The following is a 21,508-nucleotide window of genomic DNA, read 5'->3' on the forward strand; positions in this document are numbered from 1 at the left end:
TGCTGATTGGGCCTGTAAAATACGCTTCTCTTTTTATTTCGACAATATATTCAGTTTATTTAGTTTGTGTATGTATAAAAATCAAGAGGCTGTCTCATAAGGGGTCTGACCTCATGTGCATTAATCAATATATAGCACATTTATCCAACACTATGCCCTATATATTGTGTTATGGGGTCTGACCCTTAGGCTTTGAGACAGCCTCTTTATGATTAGCTGAATTTGCTGTTAATTTTGCTGGAGTAATTTTTAAAGACGCTTGAATTTGTTTGAATTCTCCGTTTTGATATAAGGCTGTTGAAGCGAATTATTTTTTCATTTAGCTTCTTTTGAAGCCTTTCTTTTTCCTCTTGGTCATCACAGGTTTTCAACAAGTCTTCGATTGTCATCATTTCTTGTTTCAAGCGGTTTTCCTCTGGAGAATAGCCTGCATTTTTCAAAAGCCGATAAGCCATGCGCAAATTATCGGGTACTGACGATAAATCATCAAGCTTAAGGGGTTTTCCGTATCCGGGCAAGTTTTCAAATTCGCCATTCTCATAAGCTTTGCGGATTCTTTCTTCTGACAAAATAACTGAAAAATCGATTCCGATCCCCTCCTTGTGCAAGCGTCATATAATCCCTTTAATTATAAACTTTTTTTGAACAAACTTGAAAGAGGTGCGCTTTCGAAAATAATTCTTGAAATATTGGGAATGATACATCTGTAAAAGAAAGGAGTGGGAAAATGGCAAGAGGAAAAGAATTTAATCATAAGAAAAAAGGTCATCCCGGAAATTTTCCTGAAAACAGCATTGCGGAAAAACACACGAAAGAACGAATAGAGGATGAAGAACTAATCGTTACCCAGGAAGCATTTAAAAATCGCGTCGAAAGCGACTAAGATATAAATGAGGCTGCCTCATAAGAATCTGACCCCATGTGCATTTATCAATATATAGCATATTTATCCTACAATATGTCCTATATATTGAGTTATGGGGTCCGGGCCTTAGGCTTTTTATACGGTGTCTTATCTAGAAGACTCATTTATCGTGGTGGCTGATATGCCATGGAGGTTTGAGATAGCCTCTTGTCTTACAAAGTAAGCTCACTTAGCCATTTGGCTGCACGTTCGATGTCATTTGAAAAGATCCGGTCTTTTTCAATGTCAGGTACAATTTGTCTGGCTTGCTGATAAAACTGCTTCGTAAACTCCGCCATTTTTTCAATTCCTCTATGCTTCACTGCCTCCATTGCACAAATCAATTCAATGGCAAGCACTCTTCTGACGTTTTGCACGATTTGGTATGCATGTCTGGCAGCAATGGTTCCCATGCTGACATGGTCCTCCTGGTTGGCAGAGGATGGAATGGAATCAACACTGGCCGGATGGGCGAGTGTTTTGTTTTCAGACACAAGGGAAGCTGCACAATATTGCATAATCATGGCTCCAGATTGCAGCCCCGGCTTTGGGCTAAGAAATGGCGGCAAGTCATTTAACTGCGGATTGACCAGCCTTTCAATTCGCCGTTCAGAAATATTGGCAAGCTCGGCGACGGCTATTTTCATAAAATCCATCGCAAGTGCAATCGGCTGGCCATGAAAATTTCCTCCGGAAATCACTTTATCTCCGCCATTAAATATCAGCGGGTTATCGGTGGCCGAGTTCATTTCGATTTCAAGTTTTTCTTTTACATAATCCAGCGCTTGCCATGATGCCCCGTGAACCTGGGGGATGCAGCGAAGAGAGTAAGCGTCCTGGACACGAAGATCTCCCTGTTTCGTTGTCAACTTGCTTCCTTTTAAATAAGTCCTTATTCTTCTTGCCGTTTCAATTTGCTGCTGATATCCTCGCACGAGATGAATTTCTTCCTCAAAGGCATCCATGATGCCATTTAAGCCTTCGATTGTCATTGAAGCAATGATTTCACTTATGCGGGCAAGCTGTTCAGCCTCTAAATAAGCAATTACTCCCATAGCTGTCATCGCTTGCGTACCATTGATTAGTGCCAACCCTTCTTTCGCTTCTAGGGTTATCGGTTCTAATCTTTCATTTGCCAGCGCTTCGTTTGCCTGAATTCTTTTTCCTTTATAGAATACTTCACCCTCTCCAATGATGGGAAGGGCAAGGTGCGACAGCGGAGCCAAATCACCGCTCGCTCCTAGAGACCCTTGCTGGGGAATAACCGGATGTATTTCTTTGTTAAGAAATTCTAATAAGCGGTTCACAATTGCCGGTCTGATTCCCGAATAACCTTTTAGCAGAGCATTCGCTCGCAGAAGCAACATAGCTCTTGAAACATTTTCAGGAAACGGCTCTCCTACTCCACACGCATGGGATCGGATTAAGTTTAACTGCAAATCTTTTACATCAGAATCATCAATCAACGCATCGCTGAGTTTTCCAAAACCGGTGTTTATTCCGTAGACAATTTTTCCTTGTTGAATTATTTTGTTACTGCAAGATGGCTTTTCTCTGTCTTTGCCAAACTTTCGGAGGAAGCAGCAGCCTTTTCCCGTTGTAAAATGACTCTATTTATTTCGTTTAAAGTCAAATCTTTCCCTGTTAAAATAACCATTAGATTCACCCTCTACCACTTTATCAGAATAAAGAAAGAGGCTGTTCTTTAAGGACAGCCCCTTTTGCTTTGATTTTATTTATGTGAAAGTTATTTTTATGATGTCTCACATCAATCATCCATTCTAAAAATCTTCTTAAAATTTATTTTATTTTCATCCGGATTGTCTTATCAATATTTTTTGAATTTTTTGTATACTAAAAATGCACCACTGCAGTTAACTAAACTGTTTTTTAAAAATTCACGACATGAATGAAACTAAGCTGCTGTGTAAAACGTAAGAAATGGTATAAAGATAAAGGAGGATAAATAAATGATTATTTCCACAACCCCCACTTTGCAGGGAAAAGAAATTGAGCGTTATATTGGAATTGTATCAGGGGAAGCGATTATGGGAGCCAACGTAGTCCGAGACTTTTTGGCAAGTGTTACTGACATCATCGGCGGAAGAAGCAGTGCTTACGAGAATAAGCTATCAGAAGGACGTGACGTTGCCATCAGGGAAATGGAAGAAAAAGCGCGCCGGATGGGAGCAAATGCTGTCGTCGGAGTCGACCTCGATTTTGAAACACTCCGGGACGGCATGATGATGTGCGTTGCAACAGGAACAGCTGTTTTCGTTAAGGATCAGTACTAGTATTTGCGGCAGGGAAATTATTGATGTTTCCCTGCTTTTTTTGATATTAGCACTGTTTTTTTAAATTGAACAAGAAAAATTCCTTCCTTTGTCTTCTGCTCTCCGGTTTTCTTAAAGCCAAGTTTTTGATAAAGTTGAACAGCAGGCAGATTGGCAGCACCTGTTGAAACAATCATTTCATGCACTTCCGGGTTCGCTTTTTCCAGATAATTTAATAGTTTTCTTGCAATTCCCTTTCGAAAATGACCGGGCTTGACCATCAACCGGTGTATATCGAGCTGTCCATTCTCAACTTTATATGAAGTGGCTCCGATCAATTCTTCTTGTTCAAAAAACCCGACAAATTCTTCGCCGCACACCATCAGTTCTTGCAAACTATCTTTTAAAGGCGGAATATCCATTGTACCGATTAGATCGGCCTCGATTCTATAAGCTTCCAGTTGAAGTGATAAAACGTGTTTTGCAGTGTCCTCGTCAAGAATATTTATTTCCTTTATAAAACCAGCCACGGTTTCTCCTCCCTTGCTGGAACTTATTTCGCTATAGATGTAAAAATTCCTCTATATTCGTTATACTTATAAAGCAACCCTCTTACTAATAGAAAGGAGAAGCTATGAAATCTCTCGTTCTTGCAGAAAAACCGAGCGTCGCCCGTGAAATTGCCCGGGTACTCGGCTGCAAACAACAGCATAAACATTATTTTGAAGGAAATAAATATATCGTTACATGGGCTCTCGGCCATTTAATCGAATTAAAAATGCCGGAGCATTACGATACAAAATATAAAACATGGCGGCTTGAAGATTTGCCGATTATCCCGGAGAAGATGGGCTTGAAGGTGATCAAACAAACAAGCCACCAGTTCAGAGGAATTGAAAACCTTTCAAAACGCCCGGATATTAAGGATTGTATTATCGCGACCGATGCCGGTCGGGAAGGTGAACTTGTTGCCCGCTGGATTTTAAAAAAAATTCATTGGAAAAAGCCGATCCTTCGCTTATGGATTTCTTCTCAGACAGACAAAGCGATCCGCGACGGCTTTAACCATTTAAAGCCCGGGAAACAATTTGATGCGTTATATGACTCTGCCGTCTGCCGGGCGGAAGCCGACTGGCTGATCGGGCTTAATGTGACTAGAGCGCTTACTACGAAGTATAATGATCCGCTTTCAGCAGGGCGCGTGCAAACTCCTACACTTGCCATGATGATGGATCGGGAAAAAGAAATCCAGAAATTTGTGCCTAAAGAATATTGGACAATCAAAGCACAGATCGGCTCCCTCTCCGCATCGTGGGAACGAAACGGTGAAAAGCGGATTTTTTCAAAAGAGACGGCTGAAAAAATTCACGATAAACTTGCAGGCAATAAGGCGATTGTTGTCTCAATTGACCGAAAGAAAAAAAGCGAACAGCAGCCTCTTCCCTATGACTTAACGGAACTTCAGCGGGATGCCAATAAACGTTTCGGCTTTTCAGCGAAGAAAACATCGACTGTATTGCAAAGACTGTATGAGCAATATAAGCTTGTGACTTATCCAAGAACAGACTCCCGCTATTTAACAACGGACATGGAAGCTACTATGCTTGACCGCCTTCAGGCAATGTCGTCAGGGTACAAAGAGGAAGTACGACCTCTGCTTGCTAACAAAGGGCGAGTCATCGCCAGACGGGTGTTTAATAATGAAAAAGTCACCGATCACCATGCCATTATCCCGACGGAAGAACGATTAAATATTAGCGATCTTTCCGCCGACGAACGAAAACTTTATGATCTGATTGCCCGCCGCTTTTTAGCGCTGTTTTATCCAGCATTCCAATATGAAACCGTCCATGCTGTCTTTGACGTAAACGGCGAAACACTTTCCTCCCGTGAAACCGTTGTTGTCGATGCCGGGTTTAAAGCAATTCTTAGCAAAAATGACGATGAGCCGGACAGCGGGCAGCTTGGTGACATAGCTAAAGGCCAATCTTATACGGTTAAAAATATAGAAATGGATAAGAAACTGACCGAGCCCCCGCTTCGGTATTCAGAAGCTGACATTCTTTCACTGATGGAGAAATACGGCCTCGGAACACCTGCAACAAGGGCGGACATTATCGAAAGGCTTGTCGAAACAGAGGTAGTTGAACGACAAAACGGAAGATTTTACCCGACAAAGAAAGGAAAACAGCTGATTGAACTCGTGAACGACGAACTTAAATCTCCGGAGTTGACCGCCCGTTGGGAAAAAGAGCTCGAAGCGATTGCCCGCGGCAAAGGAAACCCGAAAACATTCCTGCAAAATATTCGCAAACAAACAGAGCATCTTGTTTCTGAAATTAAGAAAAGCGATCGTTCCTACCGTGCCCATAATCTGACCGGTTCAAAATGTCCGGAATGCGGTTCGTTCTTAAAAGAACGGACGACAAAAGATGGCCGAATTTTAGTATGTTCGAATATGGAGTGCCGCTTCCGTAAACATAAAGATCCGAAACTTTCAAAACGGCGCTGCCCGCAATGCAAAAAGCGGATGGAAATTCACGAAGGCAAAGCCGGCGCCTATTTCCAATGCCGCACTTGTAATGTCGTCGAAAAAGCTGAAGAAAAGAAAAAAGCTGTAACTAAACGGGAAGAACGGAAACTGATTCAGAAATACAGCAAAAATGAGTCCTTTGGAACAAGTTTGGGAGATTTATTGAAGCAGGCTTTGGAAGACAAAGAATAAATGATGAATCCAGTTTGGTTATGAGCTTATAATTAGGCTTATGAGCCTTTATTTGGATTTTTGAGCCTTTATTTGGATTTATGAGCCTTTATTCGAATTTATAAGCCGTCGTTCTGATATATGAGCCTTTATTTCGATTTATAAGCCGTCATTTTCGTATATGAGCCTTCAGTCCAAAATATGATCCTTAATCATTTAACCAGGCGATTTTTCGCCTGGTCTTTTTTTCCTTTATAAATTTTCAATACAATTATGCACCTATTCTATTAGACATTGTTTTTATCAATGGCTGTGTAAGTTGCTAACGGTTTAGAACCAAGTTTCATTTTCAGACTGGAATCGAGTACAATAATAAAAAAGATTCTGATAAGGAGAATAAAAAAATGAATGATTTTCAAACGAATTTAGAAAAATACGCTGAACTGGCAGTCAAAGTCGGAGTCAATATTCAAAAAGGGCAAACGCTCGTAGTTAACGCAGCCATCGATGCTGCACAATTAGTAAGGCTTATTGTAAAAAAAGCTTACGAAACCGGTGCGGATAATGTGGTCGTTAATTGGTCCGACGATATTGTCACAAGAATCAAATATGATTTGGCTCCTGATGAAGCTTTTCTTACATACCCTAAGTGGAGGGCAAAGGAAACCGAAGAATTAGCAGAAAAAGGTGCGGCCTTTATGTCAATTGTTTCTTCCAGCCCTGATTTATTAAAAGGAGTAGATCCTGAGCGTATTTCCAATTTTCAAAAGACAGCAGGTAAAGCACTCGAAAACTATCGCAAATATATCTTATCCGATAAAATCAGTTGGACTGTCATCGCTGCTCCATCAGAGGCTTGGGCTGAAAAAGTATTCCATCATGAACCTAAAGAAACAAGGGTCCAAATGCTTTGGGATGCTATTTTTAAAGCGACTCGCACTGATTTGGAAGACCCTGTTAAAGCCTGGAAAAAACATAATGAGACCCTTCACAAAAAAGTACAATATTTGAATAACAAACGGTATAAAAAACTGTATTACAAAGCTCCCGGCACAGATTTAACAATCGAATTGCCGGTCAACCACCTTTGGGTAGGTGCAGGCAGCGTAAATGAAAAAGGCATCGATTTCATGGCCAATATGCCAACGGAAGAAGTATTCACCGTTCCGCACAGAAATGGAGTAAACGGTTATGTTTCAAGCACAAAGCCTTTGAGCTACAGCGGAAACATTATAAATAACTTTACGCTTACTTTTGAAAACGGAAGAATCGTTGAAGTAAAAGCGGAAGAAGGAGAAGAAATATTAAAACGGCTGATCGATACGGACGAAGGCTCCCACTACCTTGGTGAAGTTGCTCTTGTTCCGCATAACTCGCCGATCTCCCAATCAAACATTTTGTTCTATAATACTCTGTTTGATGAAAACGCCTCTAACCACCTTGCAATCGGAAGTGCGTATGCGTTTTGTCTTGAAGGCGGAAAGGCTATGTCATCTGATGAATTAAAAGCAAATGGTTTAAATGAAAGCATAACACACGTCGATTTTATGATCGGTTCAGCAGAAATGGATATTGACGGAATAACGGCTGACGGAAAATCAGAGCCTGTGTTCAGGAGAGGCGGCTGGGCTTTTTAAAAACACCTTTGAAAAGATCATGCACTCTTTTTGGCATGATCTTTTTTTCAAAAAGCCCCCTGCAGTGTAACAAGAGTCATTACAACTTTCTTGTGAATATGGGACGATAAATGCTACTGCCTCTTTATGAAATCCTTAAATATCCGTATTTTTATAATCGGAGGGGAAACGTTATGGTACAACAATTACGGATAATTGTTTCAGGAAAAGTTCAAGGAGTTGGCTTTCGGTATTTTACACAAATGAAGGCCAATACGTATGGTATAACAGGATGGGTACGAAATCTGCCTAATGGTAATGTAGAAATCATCGCAGAAGGAAATAAGGAAGATTTAGTTCTTTTTCTTAACAGCATTAAGGATGGAAACCCTTTTTCAAGGGTAAGCCGAATAGAAACAGCAGAAACAAACGAAATCAGCGGTTTTACATCTTTTACGATTAAATATTAAAAGGAACAAAGCGATCCACTTTGTTCCTTTTGTTTTCATCTTCCATGACAAACCTGGATCCCAGCATCCATTAATATCTTTCTTTTAGCGATTATCGATTTTTTCCGGGTAAAGATCGTGGTTCATCAGGCGATATTCTGCCATTTGTTCATATTTTGTTCCCGGTCTGCCGTAGTTTACATAAGGGTCAATGGAGATGCCGCCTCTCGGGGTAAATTTCCCCCACACTTCAATATATTTCGGATCCATTAAGTCAATCAAATCATTCATAATAATGTTTATACAGTCTTCATGGAAGTCTCCGTGGTTGCGGAAACTGAACAAATATAGTTTTAAAGATTTGCTTTCGACCATTTTTTTATCAGGAATATAACTGATATAAATGGTCGCAAAATCAGGCTGGCCAGTGATCGGGCACAAGCTCGTAAACTCCGGACAATTGAATTTTACAAAATAATCACGATTCGGATGTTTATTATCAAAAGCCTCTAACACTTCCGGTGCATAATCGAAGACATACTTAGTCCCTTGATTACCAAGCAGCGTTAAATCTTTCAATTCTTCCTTTTTTCTTCCGGACATAAAAAAAGCCTCCCTTTTATCTTTATCTAGGCTAGAAAACTCCCACCTCAAGGAATGTACAGGGCGTTATCCTAATAAGTAGGTGGGAGATGAATCGCCTTCGGACAAGGGATGGCTATTTGCCATCTCGATTGTCCGACTGTTCGAGAGAAACTTACAATAAATGAAAAATAGTTTGAGTACGAGTGCCAAATCCATTTTTCTTTGTAGGCATCTTCTGCGGAACCCTCATAATCGAGATATTAACGCAAGTATCAATCTTAAAAATGAAGCCATAAGACTTTTAACTGCAGGGACTGCGGGGCTAGCCTACTAAGATAACCGAAGGATACTTCGGTGTTCGTAGGAATCTCCCACTTCAGACAACCTGCAAGGATGTTAAGTGACGAGAGGTTCAAAGAATTGTCAGTAGTAACTATAGGAAAAAACAGGGCATATGTCAACAAGAAAAAAACACCTCTGAATAGCCGGATGCGTTCTACATGCTGGCATAGTATAATAGCGTTTAGTGATTGAAAAGGTGGGGAAAAAATGTGGAATGAATTTTAGAAAAAGGCCGCCTTCACAAACTAATGGCAGAACAAGGCGATTTTAACTTTGTTACTATCGTTTTGTTCCCTCAAAAATCTCTAATAAGGCACATGAGGGAATAACCTATCGACAATATGTTAATTCCTCCAACTCATGTGTCTTGTTAGGGATTTTTTATGCCCTTTAACGTTCGAACAAAGGAAGTGAAACCATGAAAAGCAAATATCACCCCTTGGAATTATCTTATGAAGAACTTCAGAGAAGCTTCAAACGAATGGATACATACTTTAAGGAAAACGAAATACCGCTTGAAGAGAAGATGAATTTTATTCAGGCTATAATCCACTTACGGCAAACCCTTCTCCTATTCCCTTCCAATCACCAATCACCGCAAAACAAAAAGACAGTATATGAAGGAATATGCTTCCAAACCTTCCGTATAAAGAAATAGAACTTACATTGACCGATTAAGGAAGCAAAGAAGCTTGATGCAAGATACAACAAGCAGAGGAAAACCTATTTCATTCCTGCTACTCTTCATCGTTTAAGGGAATTGTATCAGTTACCTGAAGAATGGATCATAGAATTATAATTTTTTCGGAAATTGAAACCTTGGAGTCTTGGCGTTCGTTTTTCTATCAACAATATTTCTCGAGGTGAAAAAATATGTATGCTCATAGCGAACAAGAGTATTTGCCTTCCGTATTAAGAGCTTTTGCTCTCTCATTAGCCTTTGCCGTCCTTGGTATGGCAGCAGGAATTTATGTTCCGCCGTCATTAATTCTTCCTCTCGTTTTTGTTGAACCAGCCATGTTAATTGGAGTATTATTCTTACGCCGGAGAAAAGCGATTTCGTATACGTTCCTTTATACATTTACCTTTATTTCCGGAATTACGGCTTATCCAGTAGTCGAGCATTACCTTGCAACCGTTGGAGCGAATGCAGTTTTAATGGCGATCGGAACAACAACCGTTGTATTCACGGGGCTTGCTGTTTATGCTTCTGTTACAAAACGCGATTTATCCTTCTTAGGCGGGATGCTGTTTGCAGCACTGCTTGCCTTGATTGCAATTGGGATTTTTAATATCTTCTGGCCGTTAAGCTCAACCGGAATGCTTGCTTATTCTTTCATCGGTGTTTTAGTCTTCAGTGGACATGTGTTATTTGATTTTAATCGGATGAAGCATTACGGAGTTAGTCCTGAAGAAGTCCCATTAATGGCCTTAAACCTATATTTTGATTTTGTTAACTTATTTATTAATATCCTGAACGCTAACGAAACAAAGAGAAATGCTGCACATTTTTGAGAATCTTTGGAATCCTTTCAGTAATGATTAAAAAGGTGCGGTCAATTGGATCTGCACCTTTTTAATTTTGAAGCAATTAAATATTCCTTGGATAGGTTCTCAAGCTCCATGAAATGCCGATTTTTTTACATATTGTCAAATAATGCATGAGCGCTAATAATACTGCTCCCGTATTCATACCGATAATAATTCCTCCCATTTGGAAATCATGAAGAGATCCGAGAAAATACATAAGCGAAAAGGAAATCACGGTAGACCATATGGAATGAATAAATGTATCTTTCAAAAGGCCAAGTCCGATTAAATACGCTTGCATGGGAATAACAAAAAAGTGGAATAAAAAGTATGGCCAGAGCATTTGCAAATATCCCGCTGCAGTTGCGGAATGAAAAAACAAACTGGTAAGAGGCTCGGCAAAGAAATACATAATGGTCACTGCAAGAGACCCATATAAAAGTGTTAGAACCATCACCTGCTGCAGCAGTCTTTGCAGCCGATGCGTTTCTTTTTTTGTATATGCTTTTGAAACGGTTGGAATTAGCATAGTAAGCAGTGAATGAGCAATAAATGCCGGAAAAAATCCAATCGTTATTACGACCCCTGCTAACATCCCAAAATGCTCTGTTGCCAGATTTTCATTGAAGCCTGAGCGAACTAATGCTGTCTTGATTAAAAACGGCTCAATAGCGTTGGTAAAAGCATGAAAAATTCGCATGGCAGTAGTCGGAATTGACACGGCCATCAAGTTTTGCAAAACGGTTTTCTTACTAATAAGATTTTGTGGCCCCTGTTTCAAGTGTTGAAACTGAACGATAAACATGTGAATCAAATACACAAAAACGATAAACTCGCTTCCAACCAGGGTGCAAAACGCAACAAGAAGCGCCGTTTCCATTTCAAACTGAAATAACTGATAAACGAGTACAAGCAGGCCGAGTTGGACCACTTTCCGCAAAAAATTGGAAACAGCTATTTTCCCCATTTGTTGTTTTCCCATAAAATATCCTCTTGCAATAGAAGAAAATGAGACCACTGGAATAAGTAAAATGACAAGCCATTTTAAGAGCGGATGGTAATGCTGAAATACTGGAATATGCGGGATAAGGACAGCCGTTAAAATAAACAAGCAAGCGGTAAATATGATAGTTAATCGGATCGCATGCTGAAGCATGCTTTTATGGTATTTGCTATCCCTCTCCGCTATGAATTTTGAAATGGATATAGGCAATTCCAGACTTGCAAGCAAAATGATAAAAAAGATAGAAGGGAGAATGGTCATATAAAGGCCCATCCCTCGTTCCCCCAGTTCATTTGCAAGAATCATATTCACAAGAAATTCGATACACTCGCTAAAAAAAGCCGCTGCTGCTAACAGCAGCGTTCCTTTAAAAAAAGAACTCATGTTGTCTCTCCTTAAAAAAGATTGATTCGTTATATACATATGAGACAAGTATCAAGATTATTTGAACTTTGTAAGATGAGCTGAGGTGTTGTTCATGAATTTTTCACTTTTTTACACAAATTAATTATGACGGTTAGAGGAAAAGGTATGCTTTTTAGGATTTGTTGTAATACTGAAATACTATTTTAAAAATACATTTTTTGTATTATGTAATATGTTTTAAAAGGAGGTTGTATGATGTCTACGAACAAAAAGGACAAATTTTTTGAAGGGGTTCCCTAGATATTTACAATTCAAAATAAAAAACTGCCTATCCTCCTCTAAATAGGACAGGCAGTTTTGTTATTTTAAAAAAACTATTTAACTAGCGAATGCTTAAATGCATAAATAACTGCTTGGGTTCGATCCTGAACCTGGAGTTTACTTAAAATATTGCTTACGTGGGTTTTTACTGTTTTTAATGCAATAAAAAGTTCATCTGCGATTTCCTGGTTTGTTTTTCCTTCAGCCATCAAGAGCAGAATTTCCCTTTCACGGCTTGTTAATTCGTCATGAGGTTCACGCGAATTTTTTTTCCTCATTTTCATCATCATTTTTCCTGTTACTTCTGGTTCAAGTACGGATTGGCCGTGGTATGTAGCCCGGATTGCATTGGCGATTTCACTTGCCTTCGAAGTTTTCAGCATATAACTCGTCGCACCTGCTTCCAGAGCCGGATACACTTTTTCGTCGTCTAAAAAGCTGGTTACAATGATGATTTTGGCCTCGGGCCAGCTTTCAATGATTTTTCTCGTTGCCTCAATCCCATCCATTTCTTTCATTACCAGATCCATTAAAATAACATCCGGACGCAAGTCTAAAGCCATTTCAACTGCCATTTTTCCGTTATCTGCTTCTCCAATGACTTCAATGTCCGGCTGGGCAGACAGGTAAGAGGAAACCCCGATCCGAACCATTTCATGATCATCTACAAACAACACTTTAATCATAGGTACCACCTTCAATCATAATAGGAACTTTTACTTCCAGACGTGTGCCTTTCTGTTTAACACTGACAATTTTTAACGTCCCGCCAATCTCTACTGCCCGTTCATACATGTTTTGGATTCCGTAAGAGCCTGCTTTTGTTTCTTCTACATCAAACCCGACTCCATCATCCGTGACGCGGAGAATAATAAGATCATCCCGATGAATCAGTAGAACCTCAAGCTTCGTTGCCTTTGAGTGGCGGAGGGTATTTGATACAGACTCCTGTAAAATGCGAAACAAATGGTCTTCAACACCTTTATCCATTGGAAATTCCTCAAGTTTCCAGTGGATTTTCATTGTTACTTTTTGGGATAATTCGACTAATAGTTCTTCAATTCCTTCTTTAAGCGATTTTCCTTTTAACGCAACAGGACGCAAGTGGAGAAGAAGGGCACGCATTTCCAGCTGGGACTGATGAATCATTTCTTCCACCATTTTTAATTGTTTTGTTTCCCGATCATCCGATAATGGTTTACCCTCATTGATGGCGGACATGAGCATGGACGCTGCAAAAAGCTGCTGGCTGACTGAATCATGCAGCTCCCTGGCCAGCCGATTTCGCTCTTGTGAAATGATTTCCTGAATTCTGTTTTCCTGATCCTCTACTTTCTCCGTTGCAAGCCGCTGTGAAAGCTTCGTTTGTTCAGTAATCTGTTTTTGGATTTTTTGAATTCTTTGAGTAATTACTTCAAATTCAATTAATGAGCTTTGTTTTATCTCATCTATAGACCTGCCTTCTTCTATCTGATGCAGGCAGGAATCAACAGTCTGAATTTGTTTGCGCCAATATAATCCGGAAATAAGCCCAAAAATGATGCCAATTGCAATACAGACACTCGGTAAAAAAACAATAAAGGGAATATCCATTAATTCACGTTTCCATAATTGCGACCAATCCGGCAATGGAAATGAAGCAATCATTGCCGCTGTAATAAAAAGGAAAATAATGATCGAGAAACCTGCTCCCCAAATAATTTGGCGTTGAACGATATTCATACCCGCTTCACCTCTAATTCTCCTACAATGATAGAGGTGATGATTTTCACCTTTTGTTCCTGATTATCATAATCCGGTGTTTGGATGTGCAGGTTCTGATTAAATATCTTTTCTTCTTTATGATCAAAGATGCTCGCTGAACCGGCTAAACTTGAATGATTCACACTCACTTCCAGGTCATAAGGCACGAGCAACTGAACATTCCCGATCATTTTTCTAATAACAATCACTGTTTCGCCTTTTGGCAGTACCGTATAGCTTAAATCGATGACTGTATCGCCAAATCCTGCTTGAATATTGATATCATTCCACTCATAAACATGTTCAGGCGTTTTTTGCTGTCCAAAAAAAATATTTTCAAGGACAGGCTTCCTTCTAATTACCGTTTTATCCCCTGTAGAAGATTTTTCATTTTCTTTTATGACGGGGATTATTTTTTCCGGATGGCGCTTGGACTGCGAAAATTGAATGATTAAATGAATCAGAATGGCAAGAAGAAAGAAGCGAAACGTGATCATCCCAAATATGCTTGCAACGAAAAAAATCAAGCCTGCCCAGAACAGAAGAGTTCCAAATTTTCCAGGCATTATTTTTCGTCCTAGATAGATCATTCCACTTGCCACAAGAAGAGAGAAAATAATTCCTTTATTGAAAAAAGAGATTTCTAGAAAAAGCAATACGAAACCAATAATCAGAATCCAGCTTATATAATCGCTTTTAATTTTGTTTATCATAGTGGTTTCCTCCCTTCTTCTGGCTTAGGAAAAATTGGTTAATGAAAAAAGGCGCAGAGCTCTACGCCTTTAGAATACCAATTTCTTTTACAATTGAGAATGCGGTTCTTCTTTTTTCATTTCTTTTTCCAACTGGGCGATGCGGGCATCAATTGTGCTGCGGTAATAAGAGCTGTTTACTTGGTGTTCCAATCGATCAAGATAGGATTCAATTTCATGGAATCGTGAATAAGCTTTATTTGAATAAGCATTGTTTTCAAGGACTTTATTCATTCGGTGATAGGCGCGGGTTACGTTTTCTCGTCCCATAAGCTCCATTCTGCGAATGTTCATGTCTTTTAATTTGTGCTTCATTTCTTCATATTTTTGTTCAAGTTCACTTAGCTGCTTCAATGCAGTTTGCATTACTTCCTTAAGTCTTACCGCACGTTCCTCATATTGATGTTGTTCTCGGGAAGCAAATTCATAAAGCTCGGTTTCTCCTGCTTTTGAAGCAATTTCCGCCTGGCGTTTGCGTTTTTCTGCTAATTCAAGGGCATGATGATATTCACGTGTAAACTCTTCTTTTAATGTATATTGTCTTTCCAGCAATTTGCGAACTTTTTCAGTTTCATGTTCACACTTGCGCAAATACTGGTTAAGCAATGCAATCGGGTTTTTTTGCTCTTTTTGATCTAATACCTCATGAAGATCTGCCATAACTGAATTTTTAATACGTGTTATTAAATTTGTCATTTTGAATCCTCCTTATCCATTAATAACGATTTAATTCCGCCCATTGCTTTTCAAAATTGGCAAATGGGTCGTTTTCTTCTTTTACCACCATTTTGTCTTCGTTCCATTTTTTGTAGACAATGTACAACACATAAGCAGCTGCGACTCCAAGAATAGCAGGAACATTTGATGCGGAAGCCATCAAAGCCACAAACCCGACGATCCCCCAGCCGATTTTTCCTACTGTTGATTCCGTTTTTAGAAATTGTTTTACAACTAAATACAGAATTAGTAAGCTGGCAGCCAAACCAATCATCGGGCCAAGTTGTGCAATCAGCACCATCACAGCGATCCCGCCTGCTACAATCAATCCGAATTTTTTCATTTTTCGTTTCCTCCTTTCTATGACTTCATCTTACCTTTGGAAACAACATTCTATAACGATCCCGAGCTTTATTTTCAACTAAGACCTAAGACTTAGGGGGTCTGGCTCGCTCGGGCCAGACCCCCTATCAAATAAACTTTTTAAAATAACTTTTTGTTTGAAACAATCACGCCATCTTCATCTGCGTACGCAAATTTTTCAGGCGACCATTCTACTTCCCCGAAAGCAACGGAAACGTTCCTTTCACCTTTACCCTCCTTATTGCTTTTTAATGGGTTGCTGCCTATTGCCAGAATCCCAACATTTAAGTCTTTCAGTTCAGCAGTATCGCGAACACATCCATTTATAATGACACCGGCAAGACCCCTGCTTTCGGCGATTTCTCCAAGACGGTCTCCAAGAAGTGCACAGCGCTTCGATCCTCCTCCATCGACAACCAGTACACTCCCTGCGGGTACATCCTGTAAAGCTTCCTTTACAAGAACATTATCTTCAAAAACCTTTACGGTATAAATTGGACCGTAAAAGGATGTCTTTTTCCCATAGGATTTAAATTCCAGAGTGCAAACTTCCAGTTCATTTGAAAAATCATCACACAAATCAGCTGTTTTAAAGCTCATTTTTATTTCTCCTTTCGTAAATTGTGAATGAAATCTTGAAGCATATTCATCAGAGAATTTTTTTCAGTCACCCTTTCCTTAATTCTATCTATATAATTTCTTTACAATTGCCAATAACCCTTTTTTTATGAATTTACATGGAAAAAAGATTCAAAACGGCGCATACCTTTCTAACAAAGGGAGGGATTTTTATAGCTATATTATGGATTACCACAATTGGATTTGTCATTTGCTTAGGGATAGTCGGCGGAGTCCATTTCTACTTTGTACGGCAAGCATTAAACGTAGAGGATTCAATTATCGTGGACCTTTTACCTGAAGAGGAAGAGCAAACAAAGAAATCATAATTAGCAAGTTCGTTAAAAAACCATCAGAGGCTGTCTCATAAGAGTCTGACCCCATGTTCGTTTATTAATATATAGCACATTTATCCAATATTATGTCCCATATATTGTGTAATGGGGTCTGACCCTTTGGCTTTTTATACGAAAACGTCCGGTAAAAAGCAAAAAAAGCAACGACCTTTGACCCGCTAATTTCATTATAAATTGCAGGTCAAAGGTCGAAAATATTTTCATTCATCGCGGTGTCTGATATGCCATGGAGGTTTGAGACAACCTCATATGTTTATGAAACGAAAGACCTTCCACCCACATTTTTGTTAAAATAAAATTTGAAGTCCCATTTAAAATTTCATGAACTTTTTTGATGTGATTTACGTTTAAAAGCTTCCTTAACGTTTGAATTATCGGTCGCTTCAAATCCTACTGAAACACCGTGTTTTTCCACAAGCGAAAGAAGCTCCCTTCCATAGTGTTCTGCTCTGTATATTCCCAATTTTTTTGTTTTATATAAAGTGAAGCCGATTTTTATGTTGTTCGGCCTTGGCTCATTTTTTGCAACTCTCGTGCTTTCAGCTCTCTTCTTAATATTTTTCCGCTGATTTTTGTCTTCGGGAGTGAATCGACAATTTCGATCTCACGAGGAGCTGCATGGGCTGCGAGATTCTGCTTTACAAATCTAATAATCTCTTCAAGCAGCTGATTTTCCGCCTGATACCCTTTCCTGAGAACAATAAATGCTTTTACAATCTCCCCGCGTAGAGGATCAGGCTTTCCAATCACTGCTGCTTCGGCAATTGCCGGATGTTCGATTAGCTTGCTTTCAACCTCAAACGGACCGATCCGCTCTCCGGAAGAGTTGATCATGTCATCGCTTCGGCCTTGGAAGAATATATATCCGTCTTCATCCATAACAGCAAGATCTCCGGAAACATACCATCCTGGAAACGGAAAATAGGATTGGTACTTTTGTTCATTTTTCCAAACTTCCTTCATAATTGAGGGCCATGGAGCCTTTATGGCAAGATGGCCAACTTCACCGGGAGGAAGCGGTACTCCATTGCCATCTAATACCGCCGCTTCAATTCCAGGGAACGGACGTCCCATCGAACCCGGCTTAATCGTTTCCGATGGCAAATTCACGATTAACTGTGCACCTGTCTCTGTCATCCACCATGTATCATGAATCCGCAATCGGAGAGTTTCTTTACCCCAATAAATAACTTCAGGATTCAGCGGTTCGCCTACACTTAAAATATGGCGAAGCGAACTCAAATCGTATTGTTTCTGGACAGCTTTTCCTTCAGCCATCAGCATTCTGAAAGCAGTCGGAGCACTGTACCAAACCGTTACTTTAGCCTTTTCTATTGTTCTATACCATGAGTGAGCCTGAAATCTTCCTCCATTCACAACAATAGTTGTACGATTAAGCCATGGAGCAAATATTCCGTAAACGGTGCCGGTTACCCAGCCGGGATGAGCTGTACACCAATAAATATCATCTTCCTTTAGGTCAAGCACCCATTTGCCTGTTTGGTATTGTAGAATCATCGCGCGGTGCGCATGTACAATTCCCTTTGGCTTCCCGGTAGATCCGCTTGTATAATGGATATTTAAACCTGCTTCTAAATCGACCCATTCAATGATATTTTCCTCACGAACTGTATTTTCTAGTTCTGCTTCAAGGGAGATTTCGCCTTCTTTGCAATATTCCGGTCCGCTTGTAATAAAAATTTTTTCCAATGATGGAAGATCATGTTTCGGAACCCGTTTTCCAAGAATATGGTCCGTTATTAAAAATTTGCCTTCACAATCTGAAATTCTGTCTTTCACGGCTTCTTCCATAAAGGCCTCAAATAACGGGCCTGCAATCGCTCCGATTTTAATGGCGGCGATCATTGCCAAATAGCAGTCCGGGTGTTTAGGGAGAAAAATAAAAACAATATCTCCTTTTTTCACCCCGTGCTTTTTCAAAACAGTTGCCAGATGGTCTGTTTTTTCTTTAACTTCGCGAAAAGAAAGTTTATACTCTTCATCACCGTTCAAATAATAAAGAGCAGTTTTTTCTCCATAACCTTCCTCAACATGCCTGTCGATGCATTCATAGGCCATATTAACAAGTCCTGTCTCTTTCCAGCTGAAGCGTTTTTCTACTTCTGACCAATCAAAATGGCTGTATGTTTGCTTATAATCTTTTAGGTTGTAATCCCCTATTTCAGGGGGCAAATGGTATCCATTTAAAACAGTCATGGAAAAAACTCCTTTATGAATTCGTTGATAAATCTAAAAGATTAATAATTTTTTCTTTTAATTGTCCTAAATAAGCGTCTCCTCTTGCGCGGGGCCGTTTTTGTTCAATCGTTAACATGTCGCAGATTTCACCCGGCTGTCCGCGGAGAATGATAATTCGGTCACATAAATAGAGAGCCTCATCTACATCATGTGTGACAAGAAGCATCGTAGATTGGTACTGCTCCCAGATTGACAGGAGCAAATCCTGAAGCTGCATTTTTGTAAAAGCGTCCAATGCACTAAATGGCTCATCAAGCAGCAATATTTCCGGAGCGGTGACAAGGGCTCTTGCAATGGCTACCCGCTGGGCCATACCGCCGGAAAGATCTTTCGGATAATGATTTTCGAAGCCAGCTAAACCTACTAAAGAGATATATTTTTTGGCTATTTCCATCTTTTGATCATTATTTTTGAGACCGAATGCAACATTATCAATGACATTCAGCCACGGAAGAAGCCTGGGTTCCTGAAAGATGATACCAATCTTTTCATGGACAGAACGGACAATATCTCCGTCAATTTTAACAGTGCCTGCGTATCCTTCATCAAGGCCTGACAAAACACGCAGAAGTGTGCTTTTTCCGCAGCCGCTTGTTCCGAGGATTCCGATAATCTCTCCTTTTTGCACGGTTAAATTAATGTTTTTTAAGCCTGTTTCACCATTTGCAAACGTTCTGGAAACATTCTCGATAGCCAGCATATTATTCATTCCTTTACGTTTTTTTCGTAAATGTATCTTGCCAGTGAAGGGTTTTTGCTTCCAGGCTTTTTAACAGAGAGTCTGACAGTTTTCCTAAAATCGCAAACAGAACAATACTAGAAATAATAAGCTCCGGCGAATACGTATTCTGTCCGTACACGAGCAAATACCCGATCCCTTTACTTGCTCCCATTAACTCAGCAGCCACAACAAACATCCAGCCCAGTCCAAGGCCGCTGCGTATTCCGACTAAAAATGAAGGCATGGATGCAGGCAAAATGATTTTGCGGATTAATTGCCACGAGTTGAAATTATAAACCTTGCCGACTTCGATCAGTTTCCGGTCCACACCTTGAATACCGGAAACAATATTTAAATAAACAGGGAAAAATACTCCGACTGCGATCAAAACAATTTTTGAAGGCTCGCCGATTCCCATCCATAAAATAAACAGCGGCACCCACGCTAAAGATGGAATAGAGCGGAAAGCCTGAATCAACGGATCAATCAAGCTTTCTACTGTTTTAAAATAACCTGCGGACGCCCCAAGTAATACCGCGGCAGTGACTCCTATTAGAAATCCAAATATCAGTCGATATAATGTGATTCCTAGGTGGCTCCATAAAGTTCCATCCTGAAACATTCCTCCAATTGTATCAAGGATAGCAGTTGGAGCAGGAAGTAAATGCTGCGGGAAAACCCCGATTCTGCTTAAATACTCCCAAACAATTACCAATCCTAGCGGGACAATTGTCCCATAAACGGCCGCTTTTATTTTTGGCTGAATCGATAAATTTTTTTTCTCTTTTACAGGAATATGTGTCGTAACGGTTGTGTACTTGCTATTCATTTGAATGGTCCCCCTTTCTGAAAGAAGCTGTTTTTAAAACGTCATCTTGTATTGCTTTATTTAATTACTTCTTCGGCAAACTTCGGATTAATGAGTTCGTCGACAAGCGAATCAATTTTTACGTCTCCTTTAAAAATGTCATCCTTTTGCAATACTTTTCCGGCCGATTTTAGCGCCTGCTTTTGTTCCTCTCCAGGCACGGGGTTAGAAAAATCAGTCCGCTCAAGCTGTTTTTTCGCCACATCAAGGTTAATTTTCGCTTCTTTTGACAGAATTTCTGCCGTTTTATCAGGGTTTTCTAATGCCCACTTTCTGGCTTTCTCATAAACTTCAATGACTTTCTTGACGTAGTTAGGGTATTTTTTGGCAAATTCGCTGCGAACATTTAAAGTTCCGTATGTGTTAAAATCTGCGTTTCTATAAAAGAGCTTTGTATCAGCTTCAAGTTCCAATTTTGCCATATGAGGGTCAAGCCCTGCCCAAGCATCCACCTGTTTTGTCGTCAATGCACTTGCGCCGTCACTGTGCTGGAGATTTACGATTTGTACATCTGAAGCAGAAAGTCCCGCCTCATCCAATGTTCTTAAAAGAAAAATGTAAGGGTCTGTACCAACAGTTGCAGCTACTTTCTTTCCCTTCAAATCACTAACTGACTGAATTGAAGAATCCTTGTTCGTTACAAGGGCCGTCCATTCAGGCTTGGAAAAAATATAAACCGATTCAATTGGTGCGCCTTTTGCTTTTGCCATTAAGGCTGCTGCTCCTGCTGTTGATCCGAAATCCACGCTTTTGCTGTTTAAAAACTCAAGCGCCTTGTTGCTGCCTTGGCTGAGAACATATTCCACTTTAATACCTTCTTTTTCAAAAGCTTCTTCAGCCCAGCCAAACTCTTTCAAAATAAGGCTCGTTGGGGAATAGTAAGCATAATCAAGTACAATTTTTTCAGGCTTATCTCCTTTTGCACCCGTGCTATTCGAGCAGCCGGAAACTCCGAACAATAGCAGCAACCCTGCCAATATTCCAAACCATTTCTTCATCTCACTAATCTCCTTTCTTC

The 21,508-nt window shown here is 39.9% G+C and carries 21 protein-coding genes and 1 pseudogene; 6 read left to right on the forward strand and 16 right to left on the reverse strand.

The genetic code is table 11. The annotated features are described in order from the left end of the window. Positions 1 to 212 precede the first annotated feature (212 nt). The gene (locus PB1_RS04120) at positions 213 to 608 is read right to left on the reverse strand and encodes a DnaJ family domain-containing protein (RefSeq protein WP_003350929.1); all 396 of its coding nucleotides are present in this window, start codon (positions 606 to 608) and stop codon (positions 213 to 215) included. A gap of 119 nt (positions 609 to 727) precedes the next feature. Here PB1_RS04120 and PB1_RS17780 point away from each other — a divergent pair, with 119 nt between their 5' ends. Then, positions 728 to 883 carry a hypothetical protein gene (locus tag PB1_RS17780; protein ID WP_003350930.1) on the forward strand — a complete coding sequence of 52 codons (156 nt, stop codon included), beginning with the start codon at positions 728 to 730 and terminating at the stop codon, positions 881 to 883. Between the two features lie 194 nt (positions 884 to 1,077). Here the strand turns inward: PB1_RS17780 and hutH are convergent. After that, positions 1,078 to 2,561, reverse strand: a pseudogene (gene hutH / locus PB1_RS04125) (histidine ammonia-lyase). A gap of 313 nt (positions 2,562 to 2,874) precedes the next feature. Between hutH and PB1_RS04130 the strand changes: the two are divergent. Further along, positions 2,875 to 3,198, forward strand: coding sequence for a YbjQ family protein (locus tag PB1_RS04130; protein WP_003350933.1), 324 nt, complete (start codon positions 2,875 to 2,877; stop codon positions 3,196 to 3,198). A 17-nt stretch (positions 3,199 to 3,215) separates the two neighbouring features. Here PB1_RS04130 and PB1_RS04135 read toward each other — a convergent pair whose 3' ends face one another. Beyond that, positions 3,216 to 3,707, reverse strand: a complete 492-nt coding sequence (locus PB1_RS04135; protein WP_003350934.1) for a GNAT family N-acetyltransferase — start codon at positions 3,705 to 3,707, stop codon at positions 3,216 to 3,218. 104 nt (positions 3,708 to 3,811) lie between these two features. On the opposite strand from PB1_RS04135, the gene PB1_RS04140 reads away from it, so the two are divergent. From PB1_RS04140 to PB1_RS04150, 3 genes are all read left to right on the forward strand, one after another. Then, complete coding sequence (locus PB1_RS04140; protein WP_003350935.1) at positions 3,812 to 5,902, forward strand: DNA topoisomerase III; 2,091 nt, start codon at positions 3,812 to 3,814, stop codon at positions 5,900 to 5,902. A 383-nt stretch (positions 5,903 to 6,285) separates the two neighbouring features. Further along, complete coding sequence (locus PB1_RS04145; protein WP_003350937.1) at positions 6,286 to 7,518, forward strand: aminopeptidase; 1,233 nt, start codon at positions 6,286 to 6,288, stop codon at positions 7,516 to 7,518. A 173-nt stretch (positions 7,519 to 7,691) separates the two neighbouring features. Then, the gene (locus PB1_RS04150) at positions 7,692 to 7,967 is read left to right on the forward strand and encodes an acylphosphatase (RefSeq protein WP_003350938.1); all 276 of its coding nucleotides are present in this window, start codon (positions 7,692 to 7,694) and stop codon (positions 7,965 to 7,967) included. An 84-nt stretch (positions 7,968 to 8,051) separates the two neighbouring features. Here the strand turns inward: PB1_RS04150 and queF are convergent, their stop codons facing one another. Then, positions 8,052 to 8,549: a preQ(1) synthase gene (gene queF / locus PB1_RS04155; protein WP_003350939.1), complete on the reverse strand. Its 498-nt coding sequence runs from the start codon at positions 8,547 to 8,549 to the stop codon at positions 8,052 to 8,054. Positions 8,550 to 9,746: 1,197 nt separating this feature from the next. Between queF and PB1_RS04165 the strand changes: the two genes are divergently transcribed. Next, positions 9,747 to 10,388, forward strand: coding sequence for a Bax inhibitor-1/YccA family protein (locus PB1_RS04165; RefSeq protein WP_003350941.1), 642 nt, complete (start codon positions 9,747 to 9,749; stop codon positions 10,386 to 10,388). Between the two features lie 76 nt (positions 10,389 to 10,464). Here the strand turns inward: PB1_RS04165 and PB1_RS04170 are convergent, their stop codons facing one another. From PB1_RS04170 to PB1_RS04225, 12 genes are all read right to left on the reverse strand, one after another. Beyond that, a complete protein-coding gene (locus PB1_RS04170; protein ID WP_003350942.1) occupies positions 10,465 to 11,790 on the reverse strand; it encodes a polysaccharide biosynthesis protein in 1,326 nt (441 codons plus the stop codon). A gap of 356 nt (positions 11,791 to 12,146) precedes the next feature. Next, positions 12,147 to 12,779: a response regulator transcription factor gene (locus PB1_RS04175; RefSeq protein ID WP_003350943.1), complete on the reverse strand. Its 633-nt coding sequence runs from the start codon at positions 12,777 to 12,779 to the stop codon at positions 12,147 to 12,149. Continuing rightward, complete coding sequence (locus tag PB1_RS04180) at positions 12,772 to 13,815, reverse strand: sensor histidine kinase (RefSeq protein WP_003350944.1); 1,044 nt, start codon at positions 13,813 to 13,815, stop codon at positions 12,772 to 12,774. The genes PB1_RS04175 and PB1_RS04180 overlap by 8 nt, the downstream gene beginning before the upstream one ends. Then, a complete protein-coding gene (gene liaF / locus PB1_RS04185) occupies positions 13,812 to 14,549 on the reverse strand; it encodes a cell wall-active antibiotics response protein LiaF (protein ID WP_003350946.1) in 738 nt (245 codons plus the stop codon). Before liaF ends, PB1_RS04180 begins: the two co-directional genes overlap by 4 nt. An 87-nt stretch (positions 14,550 to 14,636) precedes the next feature. After that, entirely contained in the window at positions 14,637 to 15,284 is a 648-nt protein-coding gene (locus PB1_RS04190; RefSeq protein WP_003350947.1) for a PspA/IM30 family protein, read from the reverse strand. A gap of 19 nt (positions 15,285 to 15,303) precedes the next feature. Further along, on the reverse strand, positions 15,304 to 15,648 hold the full coding sequence (locus PB1_RS04195) for a lmo0954 family membrane protein (protein WP_003350948.1): 345 nt from the start codon (positions 15,646 to 15,648) through the stop codon (positions 15,304 to 15,306). Positions 15,649 to 15,788: 140 nt separating this feature from the next. Beyond that, entirely contained in the window at positions 15,789 to 16,268 is a 480-nt protein-coding gene (rraA, locus tag PB1_RS04200; protein WP_003350949.1) for a ribonuclease E activity regulator RraA, read from the reverse strand. A gap of 578 nt (positions 16,269 to 16,846) precedes the next feature. Further along, on the reverse strand, positions 16,847 to 17,029 hold the full coding sequence (locus PB1_RS16825; RefSeq protein WP_238533083.1) for a hypothetical protein: 183 nt from the start codon (positions 17,027 to 17,029) through the stop codon (positions 16,847 to 16,849). Between the two features lie 108 nt (positions 17,030 to 17,137). Then, the gene (gene acsA, locus PB1_RS04210; protein ID WP_003350952.1) at positions 17,138 to 18,859 is read right to left on the reverse strand and encodes an acetate--CoA ligase; all 1,722 of its coding nucleotides are present in this window, start codon (positions 18,857 to 18,859) and stop codon (positions 17,138 to 17,140) included. Positions 18,860 to 18,872: 13 nt separating this feature from the next. Next, positions 18,873 to 19,601, reverse strand: a complete 729-nt coding sequence (locus tag PB1_RS04215) for an ABC transporter ATP-binding protein (RefSeq protein WP_003350953.1) — start codon at positions 19,599 to 19,601, stop codon at positions 18,873 to 18,875. A gap of 13 nt (positions 19,602 to 19,614) precedes the next feature. Then, positions 19,615 to 20,451: an ABC transporter permease gene (locus tag PB1_RS04220; protein WP_003350955.1), complete on the reverse strand. Its 837-nt coding sequence runs from the start codon at positions 20,449 to 20,451 to the stop codon at positions 19,615 to 19,617. Positions 20,452 to 20,507: 56 nt separating this feature from the next. Next, positions 20,508 to 21,488 (reverse strand): aliphatic sulfonate ABC transporter substrate-binding protein, encoded by a 981-nt coding sequence (locus PB1_RS04225; RefSeq protein ID WP_003350956.1) that lies wholly within the window; start codon positions 21,486 to 21,488, stop codon positions 20,508 to 20,510. Between the last annotated feature and the right edge of the window lie 20 nt (positions 21,489 to 21,508).

Origin of the sequence: Bacillus methanolicus PB1 (assembly GCF_000262755.1) — a bacterium.
Classification (GTDB): Bacteria; Bacillota; Bacilli; order Bacillales; family Cytobacillaceae; genus Bacillus_Z; species Bacillus_Z methanolicus.